A 17,369-nucleotide genomic window follows, 5' to 3' on the forward strand; every position below is an offset into this window, starting at 1 on the left:
GTATGTAAAGGTTTTTGTGATAGAAAGCACAATAAATGTTTTGTTTATATATGTTAGTGAGTGTTATATGACAATTATAGATGAGTTAAAATTACTAAATGGATGGGATGATTTGATTAAGTCAAATTTTGATCTTTTGTCTTCCATTAGTGATAAATTAGAAAAAGAAAAAACTGAGTTTGTTGTTTATCCCCCTGAGGGAATGGTCTTTAATGCGTTCAAAAGAACGTCTCTTGAAAATGTTAGGTGTGTAATAATTGGTCAAGATCCATATATAAATCATGAATTTGTGGATGGAGAGTGGATTCCTCAAGCAATGGGGATGTCATTTTCAGTACCTAATGGGGTCAAGCCACCAAGAAGTTTGAATAATATCTATAAGGAACTGAAAAATTGCTACCCTGAATTTCAACCTAGTGATTCTGGCGACTTGTCTAATTGGACAGATGATGTGTTGTTGCTTAATGTAACCTTAACGGTTAGAAAGGGTAGCTCAAATTCTCATAAGAAGATGGGTTGGAATGCATTTACAAATAATGTAATTCAAGCGCTGATTAAAAGAGAAAAACCTCTTGTATTTTTATCATGGGGCAGGGATGCGCATAAGATAACCAAGTTGGCTGAGGGTACTCATCATTGCGTAATAAAGACATCTCATCCAAGTCCGCTTGGATCAAACAAGCAAGGGGTAGACTTTGTCCCTTTTATTGGGTCAAAATGTTTTTATAAGTGCAATCAATTCCTTTTGGGTAACGGTCAAAAGGCAGTTAATTGGGTAAACCTCTAAAAGACAACTATATTTTCATTGAACTATTATTGATTTTATGTATCGAATAATATAAGATTCTTAATATAGAGTTTGGGGAGAAACTAGTATGTTAAAATTTAAAAAGTTCAGTGATGTAATAGGCGCAATGCTTCTATTGCTAACTACAATCTTGGTTCTAGGAACCAACTTGTTACAAACAGCGATTAAAACACCAGAGTCAGCTAACCTTGTTGGCATTACATTTTTAGCACTATTTTTTGTCTCAGGGGTTAAGTTAATAACCAAAAAATAGCTTTAGTTTATCAATCCCCATACTTGAAAGCGCCACAATTGCAATGGCGCTTTTTTATTGCTATTTTATTGCAAAACCAAATAAACATGAGAAATAAAATGAAGAAAAAGAAAGATATCTTGATACTTGATGCCGAGGGAATAATTCTGAATCCTATAAGCGGCATAAAAAAGTTTCTTGACGATAAAGGAATCTGTACAAAACACTTGGAATCCAGAGAAACATCTAATCCACTAAGGATCGTTGATTTGTTCGGTTCAAGTTCTCTTGAAGAGGCGTTATCACTATATTCTGAATACTGTGATTCTGAGTATATTGGGTCATTAGAACTGCATTCACAAGGTGTTAAACGAGTTCTGATTGAGCTATCTTACAGATATGACATTTCGCTTGTTATGTCTTGTGGACGTTCAGAGCATGAAATGCAGTTAAGAGAAAAAAATCTAGAAGAACTTTTTGGTGATATTTTTAGTGGTTATCATTTTGTTGGTAGATCTGAAACTAAAAGAGAGGTATTGGAACTATTGATGGATATTCCAGGCAATAAAATTGCTGGATTGATAGATAGTAACGAAAAATATGTTCAAGAGGCTGTAGATTTAGGGATTGAGTCTTATCTTTTTAGTAATCGAAAAGCTGGGGCAGAATCTACTTATCCAGTTATTGAAGATTGGAAGCAAATTGAAGATATATTCCTATTGCAATAGCTAAATAAATAACCCCAGATATGTATATCTGGGGAATAACAATTATCCTAGTTTTCTTCTTATTAGTGTGTCTAGTGTTTTTACTAAAAACAGCATCCTTTCAATGTCACTTACCATTTTATCTTCATTCATAGGACTTTCCTTTGATGAATTCATCGAATGTTGGATGTCCAACATGTTCAGCAATATTGTTTAGTTCTGTCTCAATGATATCTAAGCATTTCATGATTAGACAAAAATTATTATATGACATAAAAACCTCTTAGAATCAGAAAGGAAATTGGCTGAGGTGGAGGGACTCGAACCCCCGTTCATAGAATCAAAGTCTATTGCCTTAAACCAACTTGGCTACACCCCAACAATGTAATTTGGTCGGTGAAGAGAGATTCGAACTCTCGACCCTCTGCTCCCAAAGCAGATGCGCTACCAGGCTGCGCTATTCACCGAGTGTGGCATAGAGGGAGGGAATCGAACCCCCGTCATCGGGTTTGGAATCCGAGGCTCTACCAACTGAGCTACCTCTACACTTTGTTGTTCTGGCTNTTTGATGAATTCATCGAATGTTGGATGTCCAACATGTTCAGCAATATTGTTTAGTTCTGTCTCAATGATATCTAAGCATTTCATGATTAGACAAAAATTATTATATGACATAAAAACCTCTTAGAATCAGAAAGGAAATTGGCTGAGGTGGAGGGACTCGAACCCCCGTTCATAGAATCAAAGTCTATTGCCTTAAACCAACTTGGCTACACCCCAACAATGTAATTTGGTCGGTGAAGAGAGATTCGAACTCTCGACCCTCTGCTCCCAAAGCAGATGCGCTACCAGGCTGCGCTATTCACCGTGTGTTTCTTTACTGTATGACTACATATTAAACCTGAACATTTTATCTGTCAACAAGAAAACTAAAATAAATTCAATAAAATCAATCACTTGCATTAAAACCATAAGACCTACTCTCCAGCATAGATATGCAGAGATAAGTTGACTTCATTCCATCTGAATTTTTTAAGCATAAAAAAACCCCTGATGGAGAGCCATCAGGGGTTAGGTGTCTTTCCTGTGGCTAAAACCTAAGTTTTAGCCATGCGAAAGCTAAAACTTACACATAAGCTTGTTGCCACGGTTGCTGGATACCTACTTTAGAGGTAATAAATGTTTTAGCTTTCACAATAAAATCCTTAAAAATGTATGTTTACAATTAAAGCTTATAATTCTTGGTCTAGGAAAGTCAACAGAAATTTTAGGATTTCTTCATTTTTAACTGGAACGGGTTTACCTTGCCAGCAAATAATGATTTCTCATTAGCCATAACTCGGCGTTTATGAAGATAATCTTCCTTTGTAGAAATAAATGAAATTGGTGCTGGTGGGTTGTTGTTAGGATGAATCTCAAATTTACTAACGTTACTACTCTCTTTGAAGAGTTTTGGGTATAGACCTGAGTTAAATGCTGACTCAATAAAATCATACATACATTTATTAACGACAGTGACATAAAGAACTCCAGTAAGATCACCAGACGGTTCTAAATTGATATAGTCATTTTTGAAAATCACCATAGCTTTACTGTTTTCGTTTAGAAACAGTGAATCACCTTCAATGTCTATATGCAGCTCATAACCAAGATCACGCATCTTCTTAAATAAAGATTGAAATCTATCGTAAAAGCAAATGTCATCAAATTTCTTATCATGAGATATGACTTTAGTGTAGTTTTCAGCAATTCCACTTAAAACATTATACATTGAGTAGGATGATGTAGCTTTTTGTAAGAGTGACTTTAGGTAATAACATGAATTTTTGCTGTACTTTTTTCGAGATAGCACTTTCTTAAGATATAGTCTAACTGTAGCTTCTTTTGAAACTTTCATTCTTTCAGGGGAGCAATGATAAGATAGCAATGCATTTATCGCTATATTTCCGATCTCTTCAAAAGTGCGCATATGGAACCCGTAGTCGTATGTCAAAACGGCGCAAATTTTACCACATTAATAGATTATGTCTAATGCATGTTCATTCAATTTAAAAGACCTTTAAAAAACAAAGACTAAGAATCAAGGAAGAATATCGATACTTGTTCCGACAGGAACTGAATCAAACAAATCCTTAATATCGCTGTTATGTAAAGATATGCAACCATTTGTCCAGTCTTCGCTCATTAATTCATCGTGAATAAAGCTAGGAGCTTTGTTGGGTAAGCCATGAATAACAATATTACCGCCTGGATTAACGCCTAGCCTGTTTGCTTCTTTAATATCCAACTTAGATGGGTAGTTTATTGCCAAATTAAGATAAAATTTACTCTGACTGTTCTTACTGACAATTTGATATTTACCCTCTGGTGTTTTATTATCTCCCTGTTTTACTTTGTCTCCGACAGGATTCTTTCCCAGAGCGATCTTGTACTCTTTAGCAATTTTATTGTTTTTCAGTAGTAGTAATACTCTTTCTGACTTGATTACTAGAATTTTGTCTTTGGTTTGAGTGTGCGGATAGGCAGGGAAGCTAACAGAAGAAATTAATAAAAATAACATACAAATTCTAAACATGAGTGTACCTATGAAAAATAAAATAAAATTTTGTCATTTTGAAGATTGCGCCTCACCAGAGGAACGAAAACTAAGCACAAAGTTAGTATTTATTGAACAAATAACAAGTTTGCCATTTATTGTGCTTTATATATTTGTAGCAATTGCATTTTTTAATGGATTTAGAAGTGATGAAGATATAGCAATTAGCGCAAAATCTCAACAAGTAGTTGCTCAACAAGTAGTTGTGAATCCATTTAATAGTTCTGAATCTGGAGTCTCATTCAAGCCGCATAGTATGGTAATAGGTAAAACACAGCTTGGCTTACCTCCTGCAATTCAATTATCAAATGAGAAGATTCAACTAGAAAGCAAGGTTTTTAACATAACTGAAATCACCCAAGAGCAAATTGAATTACCTAATAGCGCCAGTTATACCATTCAGACAAAGGAGGGTCAGGTTTTCCCTATCAGGATTTTTGAAAACAAAATGTTGGTTGTGGGTCTGGGTGAGATGGCTTTGCTTTACAATATTGAAATGTAATTATTAACTGAAATAAAAAAAGACATGGGCTTCCCCATGTCTTTTTGTTCGCTTAAATCTACAAATTAGCGAAGAATGCCTTTAGCTCGTACTTCTTTAAGCCACTCTGGGTATTCATTGTGCATCAAGTCATACATACGTTCAGCACTCATACTCTTTGGATCTTTTACAGCAAAGAATCCAGCATTATCTACCACGCGACCTTCCATTTCATCAAGTTTAACTAAGAACTCAAACTTCGTGTTAGGAACTTCTTTTTCTTTAGCGCCAAGGAAACGACCGATTACTCCAGGTTTTTTAACAACTTTGGCATCTACCTGATTAGGATCGTAGTCATCTTGTCCAATACCAATGAACTGCCAGAAGATTGGCTTGCCTGAAGCTGCTTTTAGTACTTCCTCAGTTTCATCTTTGCTGAAGGTATCTCCATCAGTTACGAAGATGACATAGACAGGTTTATCATAACCAATGCGGTCATAGTGACTTACAATTAGATTAATTGCTTTATGGTAATAGGTTGAACCGAAATCTGGCATGTCTCGTTGAACACCTTCACAGTACTCTACATAGTTGTCGGCGTTGATGGATTCAATGTACTTTGCATCAGAACCAAAGCCAAAGACCTCAATATCACCATCATCATCCATAACGATGCCTTGAGCCAATGATCGTTGTGTTAACTCACTGACAGCACCGTTCTTAATTAGCCAATACATACTGCCTGAGAAGTCCATGCACAAAGCAACTCGGGCAGCGTCCTTGTCCAGATTAATACCCTTCTTCTCTAACGAGATTGCGGTTTTCTTAACCAGGTCGATTATTACTGGATCTTTCTTTAGGTTTAGTGTTTGGATTTTTTGATTTAACTTATCGCTCATTTTCTATTTACTCTTGATATTTATTGGCTTATTAAAAGACTGACCAATGTTACATCAAAAGCATATAGTATGAAAGATAAAAATTGATAATTTATCAATTGATTATGATCATCAGTGGTTTACGGGATAGATTTCATGTATAATTTACCAAAAATGGAGATTTCAATGATTCTAGATAGAAAATTACGGCTCGAAGTCCCATATGGGGAGCGTGAAGAAGCAAAAAGACTAGGTGCTTTACCTTACTCAAGTAATGGTGCGTTTGTTTGTTGGTACGTACCAAAAGGCATCGATGTTACAGTTTTCAAGAAATGGTGGACACCCAAGTTTCAGCATATGCTGAACAAGCAGAGCAATAAGCCATCAAGCTTGTCAGTATATTTGGGTGTAATCAAAAACCTCATGGAAGAAACCTTCACTGAAGGCTCATGGCTTACTGCTGAAATTTCAAATATTACTGGTAGTTCACATGTGTACCTAGAACTTTCCGATTATGATTCGAATGGGTCTGAATTGGCGAAAGCTAGAGGTATGATTTGGAGCAAGAGAAAAGACATCATTAGCAAATTTGATCGTTCAACAGGCATGAAACTGGCTCATAACATGAAGGTTCTTATCTGTGTAAAACCTGAGTTCAGTGAGAAGTACGGCTTAAGTCTGAACATCATTGATATCAACCCATCATTTACTATCGGTGAGATGGAAGCAAAGCTAAATGCAATTAGAGATAGATTAAGATCTGAGGGAATATTTCTTAACAACAAGAGAATGAAGGCACCAGATAACTTTTTCAGAGTTGCTGTTCTATCTCCAGATATGGCTGCTGGCTTGGGTGACTTTAAGACGCAATCATCACTTTTGGATAGTTTGGGTCTATGTAAATTCAGTTATTATTCTGCAACTTTCCAGGGGAATAATTCCATAAACACGATCACTTCAGCAGTTAGTAAGATAAATGCTGATCATGAAAGAAATCCATTCGATGCGGTATGCGTGATTCGTGGTGGTGGTGATAAAGCAGGATTGTATGCTTTAAATGAGTATGAAATAGCTAAATCTTTGTTATGCCTTAACGCACCGATATTCTGCGGTATTGGGCATGAAAGAGACAATACAATTATAGATGAAATTTCACATACCAGATGCGCCACACCTTCAATGGTAGTAAATATGATTAGAGATATAATCATTTCATCATCAGAGAAGGATGCTCGAAATTTTGAACGAATCATAAGTTTGTCTGAAAAAAGCGTTTTACTTGCAAAGAGCGCGTTGGACGGTAAGGTTTCAAGAATTATTGATAATAGTGCAGTCGTGATTGAGAGGGCAAGAAACACCCTAGATCAAAAAATCACATCAATATCATCGATCTCGAAAGATACTCTTGTTTCAGCGGATAACATTCGAAAAGAAAAGCTAATGATGATCATGATGAATAATCCTATTGCTATCTTAAATAAGGGATACTCATTACTGAATCAGGATGAGACGCTTGTTACTAGCGTGAATGACCTAAAAGAAGGGGAAGCTAAACTTAGTTTGTCTGATGGTATCGTGCGAGTGGGTATTAACCAAATTGAAAAAGTTCGTGAATTCCCTAGAATCGAATTAAGCAAGCAAGATTAAATATTGAACGGGATGTAATATTCTGTTTTACTAATGTAAGGAATAAGTAAATGTCAGGCTTAGAACAAACAAATTACTCAAAGCTATCGAATCGATTAGATGAAATTCATAAAGAATTTGAAAAGAATATGACTAATCCAGATGTGGATATCGTTGCTCCATTATTATCTGAGACATTAGACATTGATAAAACGTTAAGAGAAAGAATAAACCAAGTAGAACAACTAAGAAAACAACTATTGGAGAATAATAATAATGAAACTTAAACACATGATGATAGCTGGCATTGTGCTTATGACAGCTTCAACAAGCTCATTTGCTGACCCAAAATATAAAGAGCTAACGGGACTCTCAAACCGAGTGTTTTTATCAAGTGCAGCGTTATCTATTTCAGACTTTGAAGTTAGAACAAATGGTGACTACGAAAACATTTCAGTATATGAAAAGATGTATAGTGATTCATCAGGTATGCTAAATTATCATGATGGGGTCGGGGAGTTAGGCACTGTAAAGGGGTTAATTTTAACTTATGAGTTCCAAGGTAGGGCTTACGTTTACTACAACGGAAAATTTGCATATAGTGCTGAAATAACAGAATCACTAAAAAAAGAGATTAAGCAAAATAATCTTGGCACACAACTTTATGCGATTAGTAACTATCAGGGAGTGGTTATTGAATGATAACACTTATAGCTTGCGTATCTAAAAATTTAGCCATTGGCAAAGGGAATGATTTGCTGTTCTCATTCAGTGAAGATATGGAGTTTTTCAAGACCAACACTATGCGCAAGCCCGTCATCATGGGGGCAAGGACTGCTCGTTCTTTGCCCAACTCAGCACCTCTTAAAAATAGACATAATTTTGTTCTTTGTAGTGAAAAAGATGAGAGCTTTTTTTCGGAAAAAGGGTTTGTAACAGTTTGCGGAATAGCTTCAATTCCAGACGCAATAACAAAGGTTTATAGAGATAATAATTTCAAAGAATTACTTGTTATTGGCGGAGGTATGATATATAAAGAATCGATTTCAATAGCAGATCGGTTGTTGGTTACTGTTGTTGATGTGGTTGTTGAGGATGCTGATACCTTCTTTCCGATTATTGATGCCGAAAAGTGGGTTCTAAGTTGGTCAACGTCAGGAAAAAATGAAAAACTAACTTTTTCTGAGTATTTGAAAAAGTAAAAAATCTTAAATCATTAATAAATAAATTCATGAAAAGCATTTTTAAAAAAATAGAGCTTACTGTTTTGTCAGAGGTTCGAAATAGTTACGGGTATCTCACCAATAATGTTGCGCAGCTTATGCAAAATGGAACTGGTGAAGTGGTTTGCGAAGTGGAATTTTTGTGCTTTGAATTAGAGAAATTGCTAGTAGAAGGGAATCCTCTATCAGTTATGTCTAGGTCAGCATCAGCAGATAGCGAGTTTTCCACAGCTTTCTCATGGCTTTCTAAGCATAATACTTACGATTACAGAACAAACAAGCTGGATCTGGAATTTCATGATTCTGTAAAATCTCATTTAGAAAATTCAAATAAAGAAATAAAAAGAAATGTAATATTTATTAAGGAATTAAAAGTAAAGCCAAGGTTCTTGGGTAAAGGTTTTGGTGAATACTTGCTGAAATTCTTCCCTGAGCACTACGGAAAACACTTTGGTTTAATGGTGCTTCAAGCTTGTCCATTACAGCTATGCTCTCACCTAAGTTCTTCGTACCAATATCGCACATTAGGAATGAATCCTGAAAAAAGCAGAGAAAAGCTTTTGCAATGGTATTCTTCAAAAGGACTCATCCAAATTGAAGAAGATCATATGGATTGGATGTTTTGTACAACAGAAGATCTTAATAAAATAGACGCTAATATCGGTAATGTAGTAACAATAGACAAGCGGAATGTCTATGAGTTAAAGACGAAGAAGAAAGAAGCCAATCGGATTTCATCGCTTGCGATGTAAAAAAAGACTGCTACGCAGTCTTTTTTATTAATTATAATAAATCAGAAGGGAATGTCGTCTTTATAGTCATTACCAGGCTGGTTTTTAGGAGTATTTTCTCTTACTTCAAATCCTAAACCTCTTAGGAAATCATGACCTTCTGAAATGAACAAAGTTTTCCAATCACCATGATTACGTTTGTAATCAGAAATCTTATCATATTGAGATTGCCTATACTCTTCTGGAGTATTCTTAGCTTCCTTCATCATTTGTCTGATCGCAATAGCTTCTTTATCGCTGTAAAGTTTAGCGTTTATCAGGGTGCATTTGGTTGGTTGACCTTCAGCGTTAGTGTTTTTAATAGATAGTGTGCCTAGCTCTATATTGAAGCTACGCCCATCCTCTTTTTCATAGATAAAAGATCTTGCTGCTTCTTCTTCAGTTTGAACAACATCGCCCTTTCTATTAACAAGGCATCCTTGTTCATTCCTCTTTGGAGCTAGCTTATAATCACCATTCTCGTTTGTTGCACGAGCTGATGTGCTAATTGATAGCCATTGATCATTTCCACCAGCTTTTAGATTTAAAAATGCTTTCTGTGGAGGTAGATTTCTACTGTTTAGTGTTTCGTAAATTGTAATAGGATATCCAGAGTCGGTCTCATTGTACTTTGGATGTACATTGATACGAACACTTCTCACATTTGATTGCGTAGTGCTTAGCTTAGCTATGATTGTGTTTCTTGAGCTTGCCATGATTTTTTGCCTTTATTATTGTTTAATTGATTATATTTTATCATTTTATGTATACTGAGCACAAGAATGCATATAAGAAATTTTATATCAGGGGGTTGCAGAAAATATTTATCTCGTTATAATGCTCTGAAGCATCAGAAAATCAAAGAAAATAAATAATATGGACAATAAGTTAAGGCTAGTTAGCTGCGCGTCTTTAGTAGGCTCAGGTAATGCCAGCACCAATGAACTAGGCAATTTTTTATCATTATTAAGTGATAGTGAAAAAGCTCAACTTTTTAATGACCTGTTAGTTGAATCTTCTGATTTGATTAAAAACTTACTTATTCAATCTAAAGGTGTACCGAAATCTTTAAGAGGTGAGTCTGTAGAGCTTCTTAGTATGATTAGTGAAATCCAAAAGAATGAAGAAAAACATGAACCAATTAAATTACAATTAGTTAATGCAGTAGGTAATTAATGTCTCAGAATACGGTAATATTAGGTAGAGTTGGAAAGCACCCTGAAATAAAACAAGGAAAAAATGGATACTTTATAAAGGTTCCGCTTTGCGTTAATGACTTCATTAATGGCAGATCTGTAGATCAGTGGTATCAGTGCAATATTTATTCCCCTAATAAAAACAGTCTAGAAAATGTAATAAATGAAGGGCTTATTGGGATAGGCGCTATTGTTATGTTATCTGGAAAGCATTACTTAATAAACACAAATAGATTTGTTGGGCTTGGTTTCTCTTGCAATCAAGCTGATATGAAAGTTGTACTAGGCGCTAAATATATTAATGAATCAAAAGCACTAGGCAATTCAACAGCGCAACAGCAAAGATACCAGTCTCCACAGTCAGACTATCAAGAGTCTCAACAACATAACCAGTTGAGAGATGGGGAAAATATGTTCGAATACAAAGACGAACTACCTTACTAACCCCCATAAATTTAAAATGAATAACGAATAAATATTTATTAATTAATTAAATAAATTGGTGAATTTAATGAAAGCTTTAGCAATACAAAGTGGTGAAGTAAAAGATTTTCTAATAAACGAGAACAATATGTCTACAAATCGAACAGTAGGCTCTATTTTAAATGCATTATACCTGAGCAAGTGTGATTCAGCGTCACTTATTGAATCAAAAATTCAGGATAAAGCCAGAGAAAACTTAAATCTTCTTTGGGAGCAGTATTCCGAAAGAGAAAACGTTACACGTAGCACTTTTTGTAAAAGCATTGGTTGGACTACAACTTCAAATTTCTCAGCTTATTTGAAAGGTACACTCCCACTTGGTGACAGCGTAATTGATAAGATCGCTTCTGGACTGGATGTTGAGCCTCAAATGATTAAGTATGATTTTAATCATGCTGAATTCAAAAGCTTCTTAAAGGAAAAGCGCTCAAGCGAATGTGGATTAAGCTCAGAAAAATTGAAAAATGTAGCTAAAAACATTAAAATGCGATGGCACGAATACCAAGACATGACAGGTATGACTCAACAAGAATTCTGTCAGTCAAAGCTTGGACTCAAAACACAAGCGGGTTTCTCGCAGATCATTAATGGTAAAGCTCCTGTAAATAATGAATTACTAATTAAGCTTGCTACAGCTTTCTCTTGTACGGTTACAGAACTTTCTCCTGATGCAGAGATTGATAGTGAAGTTATGGAAACTTCAGATAAGGTGGAAAGTGATGCAGTACTGCTAATTAAAGATATGATGGGCGTGTTACAATGTAACGGCATTGAAGTATCTTCAGATATGCAAAAAAGAATAGAGTTGGTTATTAACTCCTAGAATTGGAAATTTATTTATGCCATTATATTACTCAAATTAATAATAAACGGGTAATTCAATGAATAAATTTCTCAAAACGACTATAGCTTTAGCTATTGGCGTTATCTCATCTTCAGCATTCGCAAGCGAATGCAATTACAAAGTTATTCGTGGGTTTGAGTTCGAAGCAGGGAACGTCTCTGCCGAACTCAAGTTCAATAATAGAATGAATAATCTTCCCCAAGATTCTTACTCATACCTGTATGAAAGATATCAAGAGACACCTCTCACTGAATCAGACGTTTATGGTCGTGATTTAAAAATCGACACAACCCGCTTCATTTCAAAAACAGATGAAGACCCTAATGAGCCTGGCAAGCTTCGACACTATCGTGTTTATTCTGGCGTTCTGGATAATTGTAAATCGATTGAAGTCGTTATTCCTGAATTCGGAAATTTTGCATCAGTATTTGATAAGAATAATGATGATAGGGATGGCGTTTTTCCATTTAGACAAATGCAATCGCAACTACAGCTAATCCATAATTCAGATTTGAGAACTGCTGAAGAACATGTGGGTAAGGCGATTTATGTCTTAGGGCGAGGGGCTGACAAAACAAATACCTCGGTATATGGAACAAACAGCTCTGATACGATTCGAATACCACATAACCAACCGTTGAAAGTTGAGAAAATTGATTACTCGTTAAATACGGGGTATGGATTAGATGAATCACAATTTAGTTTTGTGGTTAGACTTAATGATGGTGAAAGGGTAAATGTACCTTTTGATATCAACAGAATTGTATACAAAGATCCGTTGAAGTCGCCTTTAGTTCGTAAGGCTCATCACTCCAGCATTAAGTCTAGCGAAATTAATTATGGTATGAACAAGGTTGAAGTGTTTCTTTGTCTAGGTTCTCCAGAAAGAGTAGAATACAATTATCAATTTGACCGCACTGAACACTCTAAATCTACTAGATTTAATCCTTACAAGTTGTTTGACCCATCTGTGAAATACGATCTTTCTCAACCAATAGGTGGAACATCTACCTGGTATTATGAGGGAAGAGAGCTAGTTTTTAATGATAAGGGTGTGTTGGAAGAGCGGCTACAAAACAACTTTAAGTTAAAAAACTATAAGTTTGGCGAAAAAAACGCAAAAAACAAAGTTTTGTAAGTTATTGAATAAAGGGGCTTTTTGACTCTCTTTGTTTTTTTATCAAAAAAAACATAAAAAATATGAAATTAAGTGTTGACCTGAAAAAACTTTTAGGTTTATTATTAACTCATCGGAAGGCAAGAGCCTAACACTTAAACCATTTTTTAACTCACAGGTAATGTTATGTTTATTATCATCGCGAAAAATACGATTGAAACAAACACAGACAATATGTTTGCCTGTGAGAAGAACACAGCTAAGAAATTTGACTGTAAAAGCAATATTTAAACCTTCAGGATAATTGTATCTTTGAGGGTTGCCTCAAAGATTTCAAGATTTTCTTGTATAGAGTCAGCGAGGCAATAGCTAAGCTGACTTTTTTATATCTAAAAAACCATTTATCAGGATTTTATTATGTTTACCACGACATTTACGACAGTAAAAATTGAGAAGTGCAATGCGATGTTTAACGCAATTGTGACTGATATTTGCTGTGCGGAAAAAATGAATGTGGATAATAAGATCGAAATTACAACTTGATTTGCCTCATACTTAAAAAGGTTTGAGGCGGAAGTCTCAAACTACACGTAAGCTATGATTAGCCCAGTGAGACTTCCTAAGGTTTCACTGGGCTTTTTTGTTCTTTAACAACTTGGAATGTAATAATTCGAATTGAGAATATATATTTGTAAATTTGATTCGGGTTAGGTCGCTAAATCGACTATTTCAGACATATTTTATGGGAATAGATTGATTTGTAACCAAGGCGACCTTAAATTATTTTTAGGAATAAAAATAATTTATAAGACAATTAGATTTTAGTTGTCTTATAAATTATGGGTGATTAGCTCATCTGGTTAGAGCAGTTGGCTGTTAACCAACAGGTGCCAGGTTCGACTCCTGGATCACCCGCCATTTTGTGTCGTTAGCTCAGTAGGTTAGAGCAACGGGCTTTTAACCCGTAGGTCGCAGGTTCGATTCCTGCCCGACACACCATTGCGCTGTCATCGTCTAGTTGGTTAGGACACAAGCCTTTCAAGCTTGTAACGCGAGTTCGATCCTCGCTGGCAGTGCCATTTCTAAAGTGCTTTTACGAGAGTGCTTCAGAAATAATTCCTCTTTAGCTCAGTTGGTTAGAGCATGTGACTTTTAATCATGTGGTCGCTGGTTCGAGTCCAGCAAGGGGAACCATGCCTAGATAGCTCAGTTGGTAGAGCAGCTCACTTGTAATGAGCAGGTCGGGGGTTCAAATCCGCCTCTAGGCTCCATATTTTGGAGATGTAGCTCAGTTGGTTAGAGCGGCGGTTTCATAGGCTGCATGTCGGGAGTTCAATTCTCTCCATCTCCACCATTTTGCGAGATAGAGCAGCGGTTAGCTTGCCAGGTTCATATCCTGGAGGTCGGGGGTTCGATTCCCTCTCTCGCATCCAATTTGTCTCGGTAGCTCAGTTGGTAGAGCGGAAGATTGAAGATCTTCGCGTCGGTGGTTCAAATCCACTCTGAGGCACCATGCACTGTTACTCAAGCGGTTAAGAGGGTGGATTGCAAATCCATTATTCGGCAGTTCAAATCTGCCACAGTGCTCCACATTTGGAGATGTAGTCTAGTGGTTATGACGCTTGCCTGTCACGCAAGAGGTCGCGGGTTCAATCCCCGTCATCTCCGCCATTACAATTCTGCCTTAGCTCAGTTGGTTAGAGCATACCCCTGATAAGGGTAAGGTCGCTAGTTCGAGTCCAGCAGGCGGAACCAAATCTGGGTGATTAGCTCATCTGGTTAGAGCAGTTGGCTGTTAACCAACAGGTGCTAGGTTCGAATCCTGGATCACCCGCCATTTCTCAAGTGCTTTTACGAGAGCACTTCGGAAATAATTCCTCTTTAGCTCAGTTGGTTAGAGCATGTGACTTTTAATCATGTGGTCGCTGGTTCGAGTCCAGCAAGGGGAACCATGCCTAGATAGCTCAGTTGGTAGAGCAGCTCACTTGTAATGAGCAGGTCGGGGGTTCAAATCCGCCTCTAGGCTCCATTTTATTGGGGGTGTAACTCAGTAGGTAGAGTGCTGGCTTAGCAAGTCAATTGTCGAGGGTTCGATTCCCTTCGCCTCCACCAGTCTGCGAGATAGAGCAGAGGTTAGCTTGCCAGGTTCATATCCTGGAGGTCGGGGGTTCGATTCCCTCTCTCGCATCCAATTTGTCTCGGTAGCTCAGTTGGTAGAGCGGAAGATTGAAGATCTTCGCGTCAGTGGTTCAACTCCACTTCGAGGCACCATAAAAACAAAGCAAAAGTAAAAAGTCGTTATTGAGGGGCAAAGCCCCTTTTTATTTCGTAAATTTCATTACTCAATAGTATTTTTTTGCTTAAAACCTCATCAAAAAACTTCTCAAATAATAGTTTATTTCTGACTAAAATCTCAATTGTGTGCTTCATATACAAATCAAATTCATCATCATGAAGAGGTTCTTCTGTACCTTTAATAGCATAAATTAGTTTAGCAGCATTTTGATAGTCAGAGGATTGTCTAAATGTCTGCCAGTTGTTAGCGAGAGAAGGCATGTATAGCAATTCTGCTGCGTACCCAGCAAGGCAAAGGTAGATATGTTGCTCATATGTCAAAAGATGGCTATTAGGAGTGTAAACACAACCTCTTTCTTTTGATGTGTAAATATTAAGCCCATTGTCTTCTTGATCTCCAAGACAATCAAGATAGGCGATAAGATGACCGCACTCATGATAAGCGATAAGACGGGATTGAGAGTCATCGAATGATTTTACGTATTTTACAGCAGTTGCAATTTGCATATCTGAGCTTGTTCTTTCGAATAGTCTTAAAGGGTTGAACAGATAACAAAACACAATTAACAGGAATAAAATAATTGCCTGATTTTCTGGTTGGTCAATTATGACTGAGACCGAATCGCGACTAGCGAACGAAATTACAGATAACATTAGCATAATCTCAACAGAGATTTTAACAGCCGTAATTCCCGCTAAGCCATGTTGAAACAGACCAACGAGTCTTAGTATAAAATTCAAAAATAAAGTTGAACACAAAATAAGAATTGTAAGGGTGGACGTGGAAATTACACCTGCTTTTAAGCTTTTTTCGCTTAGGGTTAGTAGTTCGTCAATTACAGGCCATACGTTTGCAGCATAGATAATTAAACATGCTGAAAGTATGCAGTTACCTAGCATTTTGAAAAAATCTAGATTGTAACTGATTATGGTTGAAACTTTTTTTAATAAAGGTATTGGATTTTTCATAAATACTTAATTTTTATTTTGAATTCAATTGGAATTGATTTATGATACGTTAAATACAAAAGGAGTCAATAAAATGAACATGCATCAAAGATTAAGAAATGAAAAAGTAAGAGCGCTCAAGGAAAAAGACAGTGTTGCAAAACGCTTGATACCATACGTGCTAAGCATGGCAAATACTAAAGATGGCTTAGTAGGGGGATCCGCTGGAGCAGAGCCTTCTGACGCTGCTATCTTTGATAGTATCAATAAAACAATTTCAGCTAATAAAGATCTGCTAGAAAACAAAGAGTGTGCAAATCTTAGAGCGGAAATTGCCTTTTTAGAGACTCTATTGCCTGATGTGATGGGTGAAGACGAGCTAAGGAAGGTAATGTCAGAACTACAGTTCGAAACGATTGGGGATGCTATGAAACAGCTTTCTCAACAGTATCCAGGTAAGTTTGAAAAGCCTATGGCAAGTAAGATTGCACGAGAAATGCTTTAATTAAAGGCGCGGCAGTTTGTCGCGCCTTTTTTATTTTTGAATGAAAATACTGTTAACAATTTTATATAGATGTCTTTATTTTTTAGGTGTTTTGATGAATAATAAAGAGTCGGTTCACTAAATCGAATAATAAATAAAGGATTGAGAGCTATATGATAGAAAAAAAGAAGCTGTCATGCGGTGTTATAGTTGTTGATAGTAACAATTTAGTGTTAATGCAGCATGTGACGGGTCAAGATCACTGGGATATCCCTAAAGGTACGCAAAATCCTGGCGAGACCACCAAAGAAACGGCGGTACGCGAGCTGGAAGAAGAAACAGGCTTGGTAGTAAAAGAAGAAGATCTTATTGATATCGGCTGGTTTTTTTACAATAAGTTTAAAGATCTGTACCTTTACATACTAAAAGTGGATTCTCTTGATGTGAAAGAGTTGAAGTGTAGAAGCACATTCATTGATGAGCTAAAGTATGAAGTTCCTGAGGCAGACTTTTACGAAATGGTAAATATTGATGAAATGAAAGATAGAGCATGTAGAAGTATGCATACATTGCTCAACTTCAAGCTTGAATCAGAAATCAAAACCTTGATAAGTCGGTTTTAGTCAGAAGCTCTCTTGTCAGTAGGCTTAAAAGTAAAAAGGTGCTATGAAGCACCTTTTT

At 36.4% G+C, this 17,369-nt stretch carries 21 protein-coding genes and 22 tRNA genes; 33 read left to right on the forward strand and 10 right to left on the reverse strand.

Annotated elements, in window-relative coordinates:
- The first annotated feature begins 67 nt into the window (after nt 1-67).
- From AACT42_RS11990 to AACT42_RS12000, 3 genes are all read left to right on the forward strand, one after another.
- Nucleotides 68-787: a uracil-DNA glycosylase gene (locus AACT42_RS11990; protein ID WP_094133246.1), complete on the forward strand. Its 720-nt coding sequence runs from the start codon at nt 68-70 to the stop codon at nt 785-787.
- Between the two features lie 88 nt (nt 788-875).
- Nucleotides 876-1,061, forward strand: coding sequence for a hypothetical protein (locus tag AACT42_RS11995; protein ID WP_038129201.1), 186 nt, complete (start codon nt 876-878; stop codon nt 1,059-1,061).
- Between the two features lie 98 nt (nt 1,062-1,159).
- A complete protein-coding gene (locus tag AACT42_RS12000; protein ID WP_094182816.1) occupies nt 1,160-1,768 on the forward strand; it encodes a hypothetical protein in 609 nt (202 codons plus the stop codon).
- Nucleotides 1,769-2,049: 281 nt separating this feature from the next.
- On the opposite strand, the gene AACT42_RS12005 is transcribed toward AACT42_RS12000, so the two are convergent.
- The 7 genes from AACT42_RS12005 to AACT42_RS12035 all read right to left on the reverse strand — a co-directional run bounded on the left by AACT42_RS12005 (nt 2,050) and on the right by AACT42_RS12035 (nt 4,322).
- A tRNA-Gln gene (locus AACT42_RS12005) sits at nt 2,050-2,126 on the reverse strand.
- Nucleotides 2,127-2,137: 11 nt separating this feature from the next.
- A tRNA-Pro gene (locus tag AACT42_RS12010) sits at nt 2,138-2,214 on the reverse strand.
- 4 nt (nt 2,215-2,218) lie between these two features.
- Nucleotides 2,219-2,293 (reverse strand) — tRNA-Trp (locus tag AACT42_RS12015).
- Between the two features lie 157 nt (nt 2,294-2,450).
- Nucleotides 2,451-2,527, reverse strand: a tRNA-Gln gene (locus tag AACT42_RS12020).
- A gap of 11 nt (nt 2,528-2,538) precedes the next feature.
- Nucleotides 2,539-2,615 (reverse strand) — tRNA-Pro (locus AACT42_RS12025).
- A 399-nt stretch (nt 2,616-3,014) separates the two neighbouring features.
- Nucleotides 3,015-3,716, reverse strand: a complete 702-nt coding sequence (locus tag AACT42_RS12030; protein WP_020331444.1) for a hypothetical protein — start codon at nt 3,714-3,716, stop codon at nt 3,015-3,017.
- A gap of 111 nt (nt 3,717-3,827) precedes the next feature.
- Nucleotides 3,828-4,322 (reverse strand): L,D-transpeptidase family protein, encoded by a 495-nt coding sequence (locus AACT42_RS12035; RefSeq protein ID WP_094182817.1) that lies wholly within the window; start codon nt 4,320-4,322, stop codon nt 3,828-3,830.
- Between the two features lie 10 nt (nt 4,323-4,332).
- Between AACT42_RS12035 and AACT42_RS12040 the strand changes: the two genes are divergently transcribed.
- A complete protein-coding gene (locus tag AACT42_RS12040) occupies nt 4,333-4,845 on the forward strand; it encodes a hypothetical protein (RefSeq protein WP_094182818.1) in 513 nt (170 codons plus the stop codon).
- Between the two features lie 65 nt (nt 4,846-4,910).
- Here the strand turns inward: AACT42_RS12040 and AACT42_RS12045 are convergent, their stop codons facing one another.
- Nucleotides 4,911-5,723, reverse strand: a complete 813-nt coding sequence (locus tag AACT42_RS12045; RefSeq protein WP_094182819.1) for a VWA domain-containing protein — start codon at nt 5,721-5,723, stop codon at nt 4,911-4,913.
- A gap of 135 nt (nt 5,724-5,858) precedes the next feature.
- Between AACT42_RS12045 and xseA the strand changes: the two genes are divergently transcribed.
- From xseA to AACT42_RS12070, 5 genes are read left to right on the forward strand one after another with little or no spacing between them, the layout of a single operon-like run.
- Entirely contained in the window at nt 5,859-7,349 is a 1,491-nt protein-coding gene (gene xseA, locus AACT42_RS12050; protein ID WP_141193279.1) for an exodeoxyribonuclease VII large subunit, read from the forward strand.
- Between the two features lie 50 nt (nt 7,350-7,399).
- Nucleotides 7,400-7,615 carry a hypothetical protein gene (locus AACT42_RS12055; protein ID WP_038129191.1) on the forward strand — a complete coding sequence of 72 codons (216 nt, stop codon included), beginning with the start codon at nt 7,400-7,402 and terminating at the stop codon, nt 7,613-7,615.
- Entirely contained in the window at nt 7,605-8,030 is a 426-nt protein-coding gene (locus AACT42_RS12060) for a hypothetical protein (protein ID WP_038129189.1), read from the forward strand. Before AACT42_RS12055 ends, AACT42_RS12060 begins: the two co-directional genes overlap by 11 nt.
- Nucleotides 8,027-8,530, forward strand: coding sequence for a dihydrofolate reductase (locus AACT42_RS12065; RefSeq protein WP_094182820.1), 504 nt, complete (start codon nt 8,027-8,029; stop codon nt 8,528-8,530). Before AACT42_RS12060 ends, AACT42_RS12065 begins: the two co-directional genes overlap by 4 nt.
- Before the next feature lie 29 nt (nt 8,531-8,559).
- Nucleotides 8,560-9,303 (forward strand): hypothetical protein, encoded by a 744-nt coding sequence (locus AACT42_RS12070; RefSeq protein ID WP_094182821.1) that lies wholly within the window; start codon nt 8,560-8,562, stop codon nt 9,301-9,303.
- A 41-nt stretch (nt 9,304-9,344) separates the two neighbouring features.
- On the opposite strand, the gene AACT42_RS12075 is transcribed toward AACT42_RS12070, so the two are convergent.
- Nucleotides 9,345-10,037: a hypothetical protein gene (locus AACT42_RS12075; protein ID WP_094133286.1), complete on the reverse strand. Its 693-nt coding sequence runs from the start codon at nt 10,035-10,037 to the stop codon at nt 9,345-9,347.
- 160 nt (nt 10,038-10,197) lie between these two features.
- Here AACT42_RS12075 and AACT42_RS12080 point away from each other — a divergent pair, with 160 nt between their 5' ends.
- From AACT42_RS12080 to AACT42_RS12185, 22 genes are all read left to right on the forward strand, one after another.
- Complete coding sequence (locus tag AACT42_RS12080) at nt 10,198-10,497, forward strand: hypothetical protein (RefSeq protein WP_094133285.1); 300 nt, start codon at nt 10,198-10,200, stop codon at nt 10,495-10,497.
- Entirely contained in the window at nt 10,497-10,961 is a 465-nt protein-coding gene (locus AACT42_RS12085) for a hypothetical protein (RefSeq protein WP_085762444.1), read from the forward strand. The genes AACT42_RS12080 and AACT42_RS12085 overlap by 1 nt, the downstream gene beginning before the upstream one ends.
- Nucleotides 10,962-11,028: 67 nt before the next feature.
- A complete protein-coding gene (locus AACT42_RS12090; RefSeq protein WP_094133284.1) occupies nt 11,029-11,823 on the forward strand; it encodes a helix-turn-helix domain-containing protein in 795 nt (264 codons plus the stop codon).
- A gap of 58 nt (nt 11,824-11,881) precedes the next feature.
- Nucleotides 11,882-12,982 (forward strand): hypothetical protein, encoded by a 1,101-nt coding sequence (locus tag AACT42_RS12095; protein ID WP_094133283.1) that lies wholly within the window; start codon nt 11,882-11,884, stop codon nt 12,980-12,982.
- 396 nt (nt 12,983-13,378) lie between these two features.
- Nucleotides 13,379-13,504, forward strand: coding sequence for a hypothetical protein (locus AACT42_RS12100; protein WP_254918650.1), 126 nt, complete (start codon nt 13,379-13,381; stop codon nt 13,502-13,504).
- 298 nt (nt 13,505-13,802) lie between these two features.
- Nucleotides 13,803-13,879: transfer RNA gene (locus AACT42_RS12105), tRNA-Asn, on the forward strand.
- Between the two features lie 4 nt (nt 13,880-13,883).
- A tRNA-Lys gene (locus AACT42_RS12110) sits at nt 13,884-13,960 on the forward strand.
- Nucleotides 13,961-13,964: 4 nt separating this feature from the next.
- Nucleotides 13,965-14,040, forward strand: a tRNA-Glu gene (locus AACT42_RS12115).
- Nucleotides 14,041-14,078: 38 nt separating this feature from the next.
- Nucleotides 14,079-14,155: transfer RNA gene (locus tag AACT42_RS12120), tRNA-Lys, on the forward strand.
- Nucleotide 14,156: 1 nt separating this feature from the next.
- Nucleotides 14,157-14,232 (forward strand) — tRNA-Thr (locus AACT42_RS12125).
- Between the two features lie 6 nt (nt 14,233-14,238).
- Nucleotides 14,239-14,315: transfer RNA gene (locus AACT42_RS12130), tRNA-Met, on the forward strand.
- A gap of 3 nt (nt 14,316-14,318) precedes the next feature.
- A tRNA-Met gene (locus AACT42_RS12135) sits at nt 14,319-14,394 on the forward strand.
- Between the two features lie 4 nt (nt 14,395-14,398).
- A tRNA-Phe gene (locus tag AACT42_RS12140) sits at nt 14,399-14,474 on the forward strand.
- A gap of 1 nt (nt 14,475) precedes the next feature.
- Nucleotides 14,476-14,551: transfer RNA gene (locus AACT42_RS12145), tRNA-Cys, on the forward strand.
- Nucleotides 14,552-14,556: 5 nt separating this feature from the next.
- Nucleotides 14,557-14,632, forward strand: a tRNA-Asp gene (locus tag AACT42_RS12150).
- Nucleotides 14,633-14,639: 7 nt separating this feature from the next.
- Nucleotides 14,640-14,716 (forward strand) — tRNA-Ile (locus AACT42_RS12155).
- Nucleotides 14,717-14,721: 5 nt separating this feature from the next.
- Nucleotides 14,722-14,798, forward strand: a tRNA-Asn gene (locus AACT42_RS12160).
- Nucleotides 14,799-14,836: 38 nt separating this feature from the next.
- Nucleotides 14,837-14,913 (forward strand) — tRNA-Lys (locus AACT42_RS12165).
- A 1-nt stretch (nt 14,914) separates the two neighbouring features.
- A tRNA-Thr gene (locus AACT42_RS12170) sits at nt 14,915-14,990 on the forward strand.
- A gap of 7 nt (nt 14,991-14,997) precedes the next feature.
- A tRNA-Ala gene (locus tag AACT42_RS12175) sits at nt 14,998-15,073 on the forward strand.
- Nucleotides 15,074-15,076: 3 nt separating this feature from the next.
- A tRNA-Met gene (locus AACT42_RS12180) sits at nt 15,077-15,152 on the forward strand.
- Nucleotides 15,153-15,156: 4 nt separating this feature from the next.
- Nucleotides 15,157-15,232: transfer RNA gene (locus AACT42_RS12185), tRNA-Phe, on the forward strand.
- 27 nt (nt 15,233-15,259) lie between these two features.
- Here AACT42_RS12185 and AACT42_RS12190 read toward each other — a convergent pair.
- Nucleotides 15,260-16,225, reverse strand: coding sequence for a hypothetical protein (locus AACT42_RS12190; RefSeq protein WP_094182822.1), 966 nt, complete (start codon nt 16,223-16,225; stop codon nt 15,260-15,262).
- 73 nt (nt 16,226-16,298) lie between these two features.
- Here AACT42_RS12190 and AACT42_RS12195 point away from each other — a divergent pair, with 73 nt between their 5' ends.
- Both AACT42_RS12195 and AACT42_RS12200 read left to right on the forward strand, forming a co-directional pair.
- Nucleotides 16,299-16,709: a GatB/YqeY domain-containing protein gene (locus AACT42_RS12195; RefSeq protein WP_094133459.1), complete on the forward strand. Its 411-nt coding sequence runs from the start codon at nt 16,299-16,301 to the stop codon at nt 16,707-16,709.
- Between the two features lie 152 nt (nt 16,710-16,861).
- Entirely contained in the window at nt 16,862-17,311 is a 450-nt protein-coding gene (locus tag AACT42_RS12200; protein WP_094133458.1) for an NUDIX hydrolase, read from the forward strand.
- The last annotated feature ends 58 nt before the right edge of the window (nt 17,312-17,369 follow it).

It is taken from the genome of Vibrio sp. V15_P4S5T153, from assembly GCF_963874485.1.
GTDB classification, from domain to species: Bacteria; Pseudomonadota; Gammaproteobacteria; order Enterobacterales; family Vibrionaceae; genus Vibrio; species Vibrio anguillarum.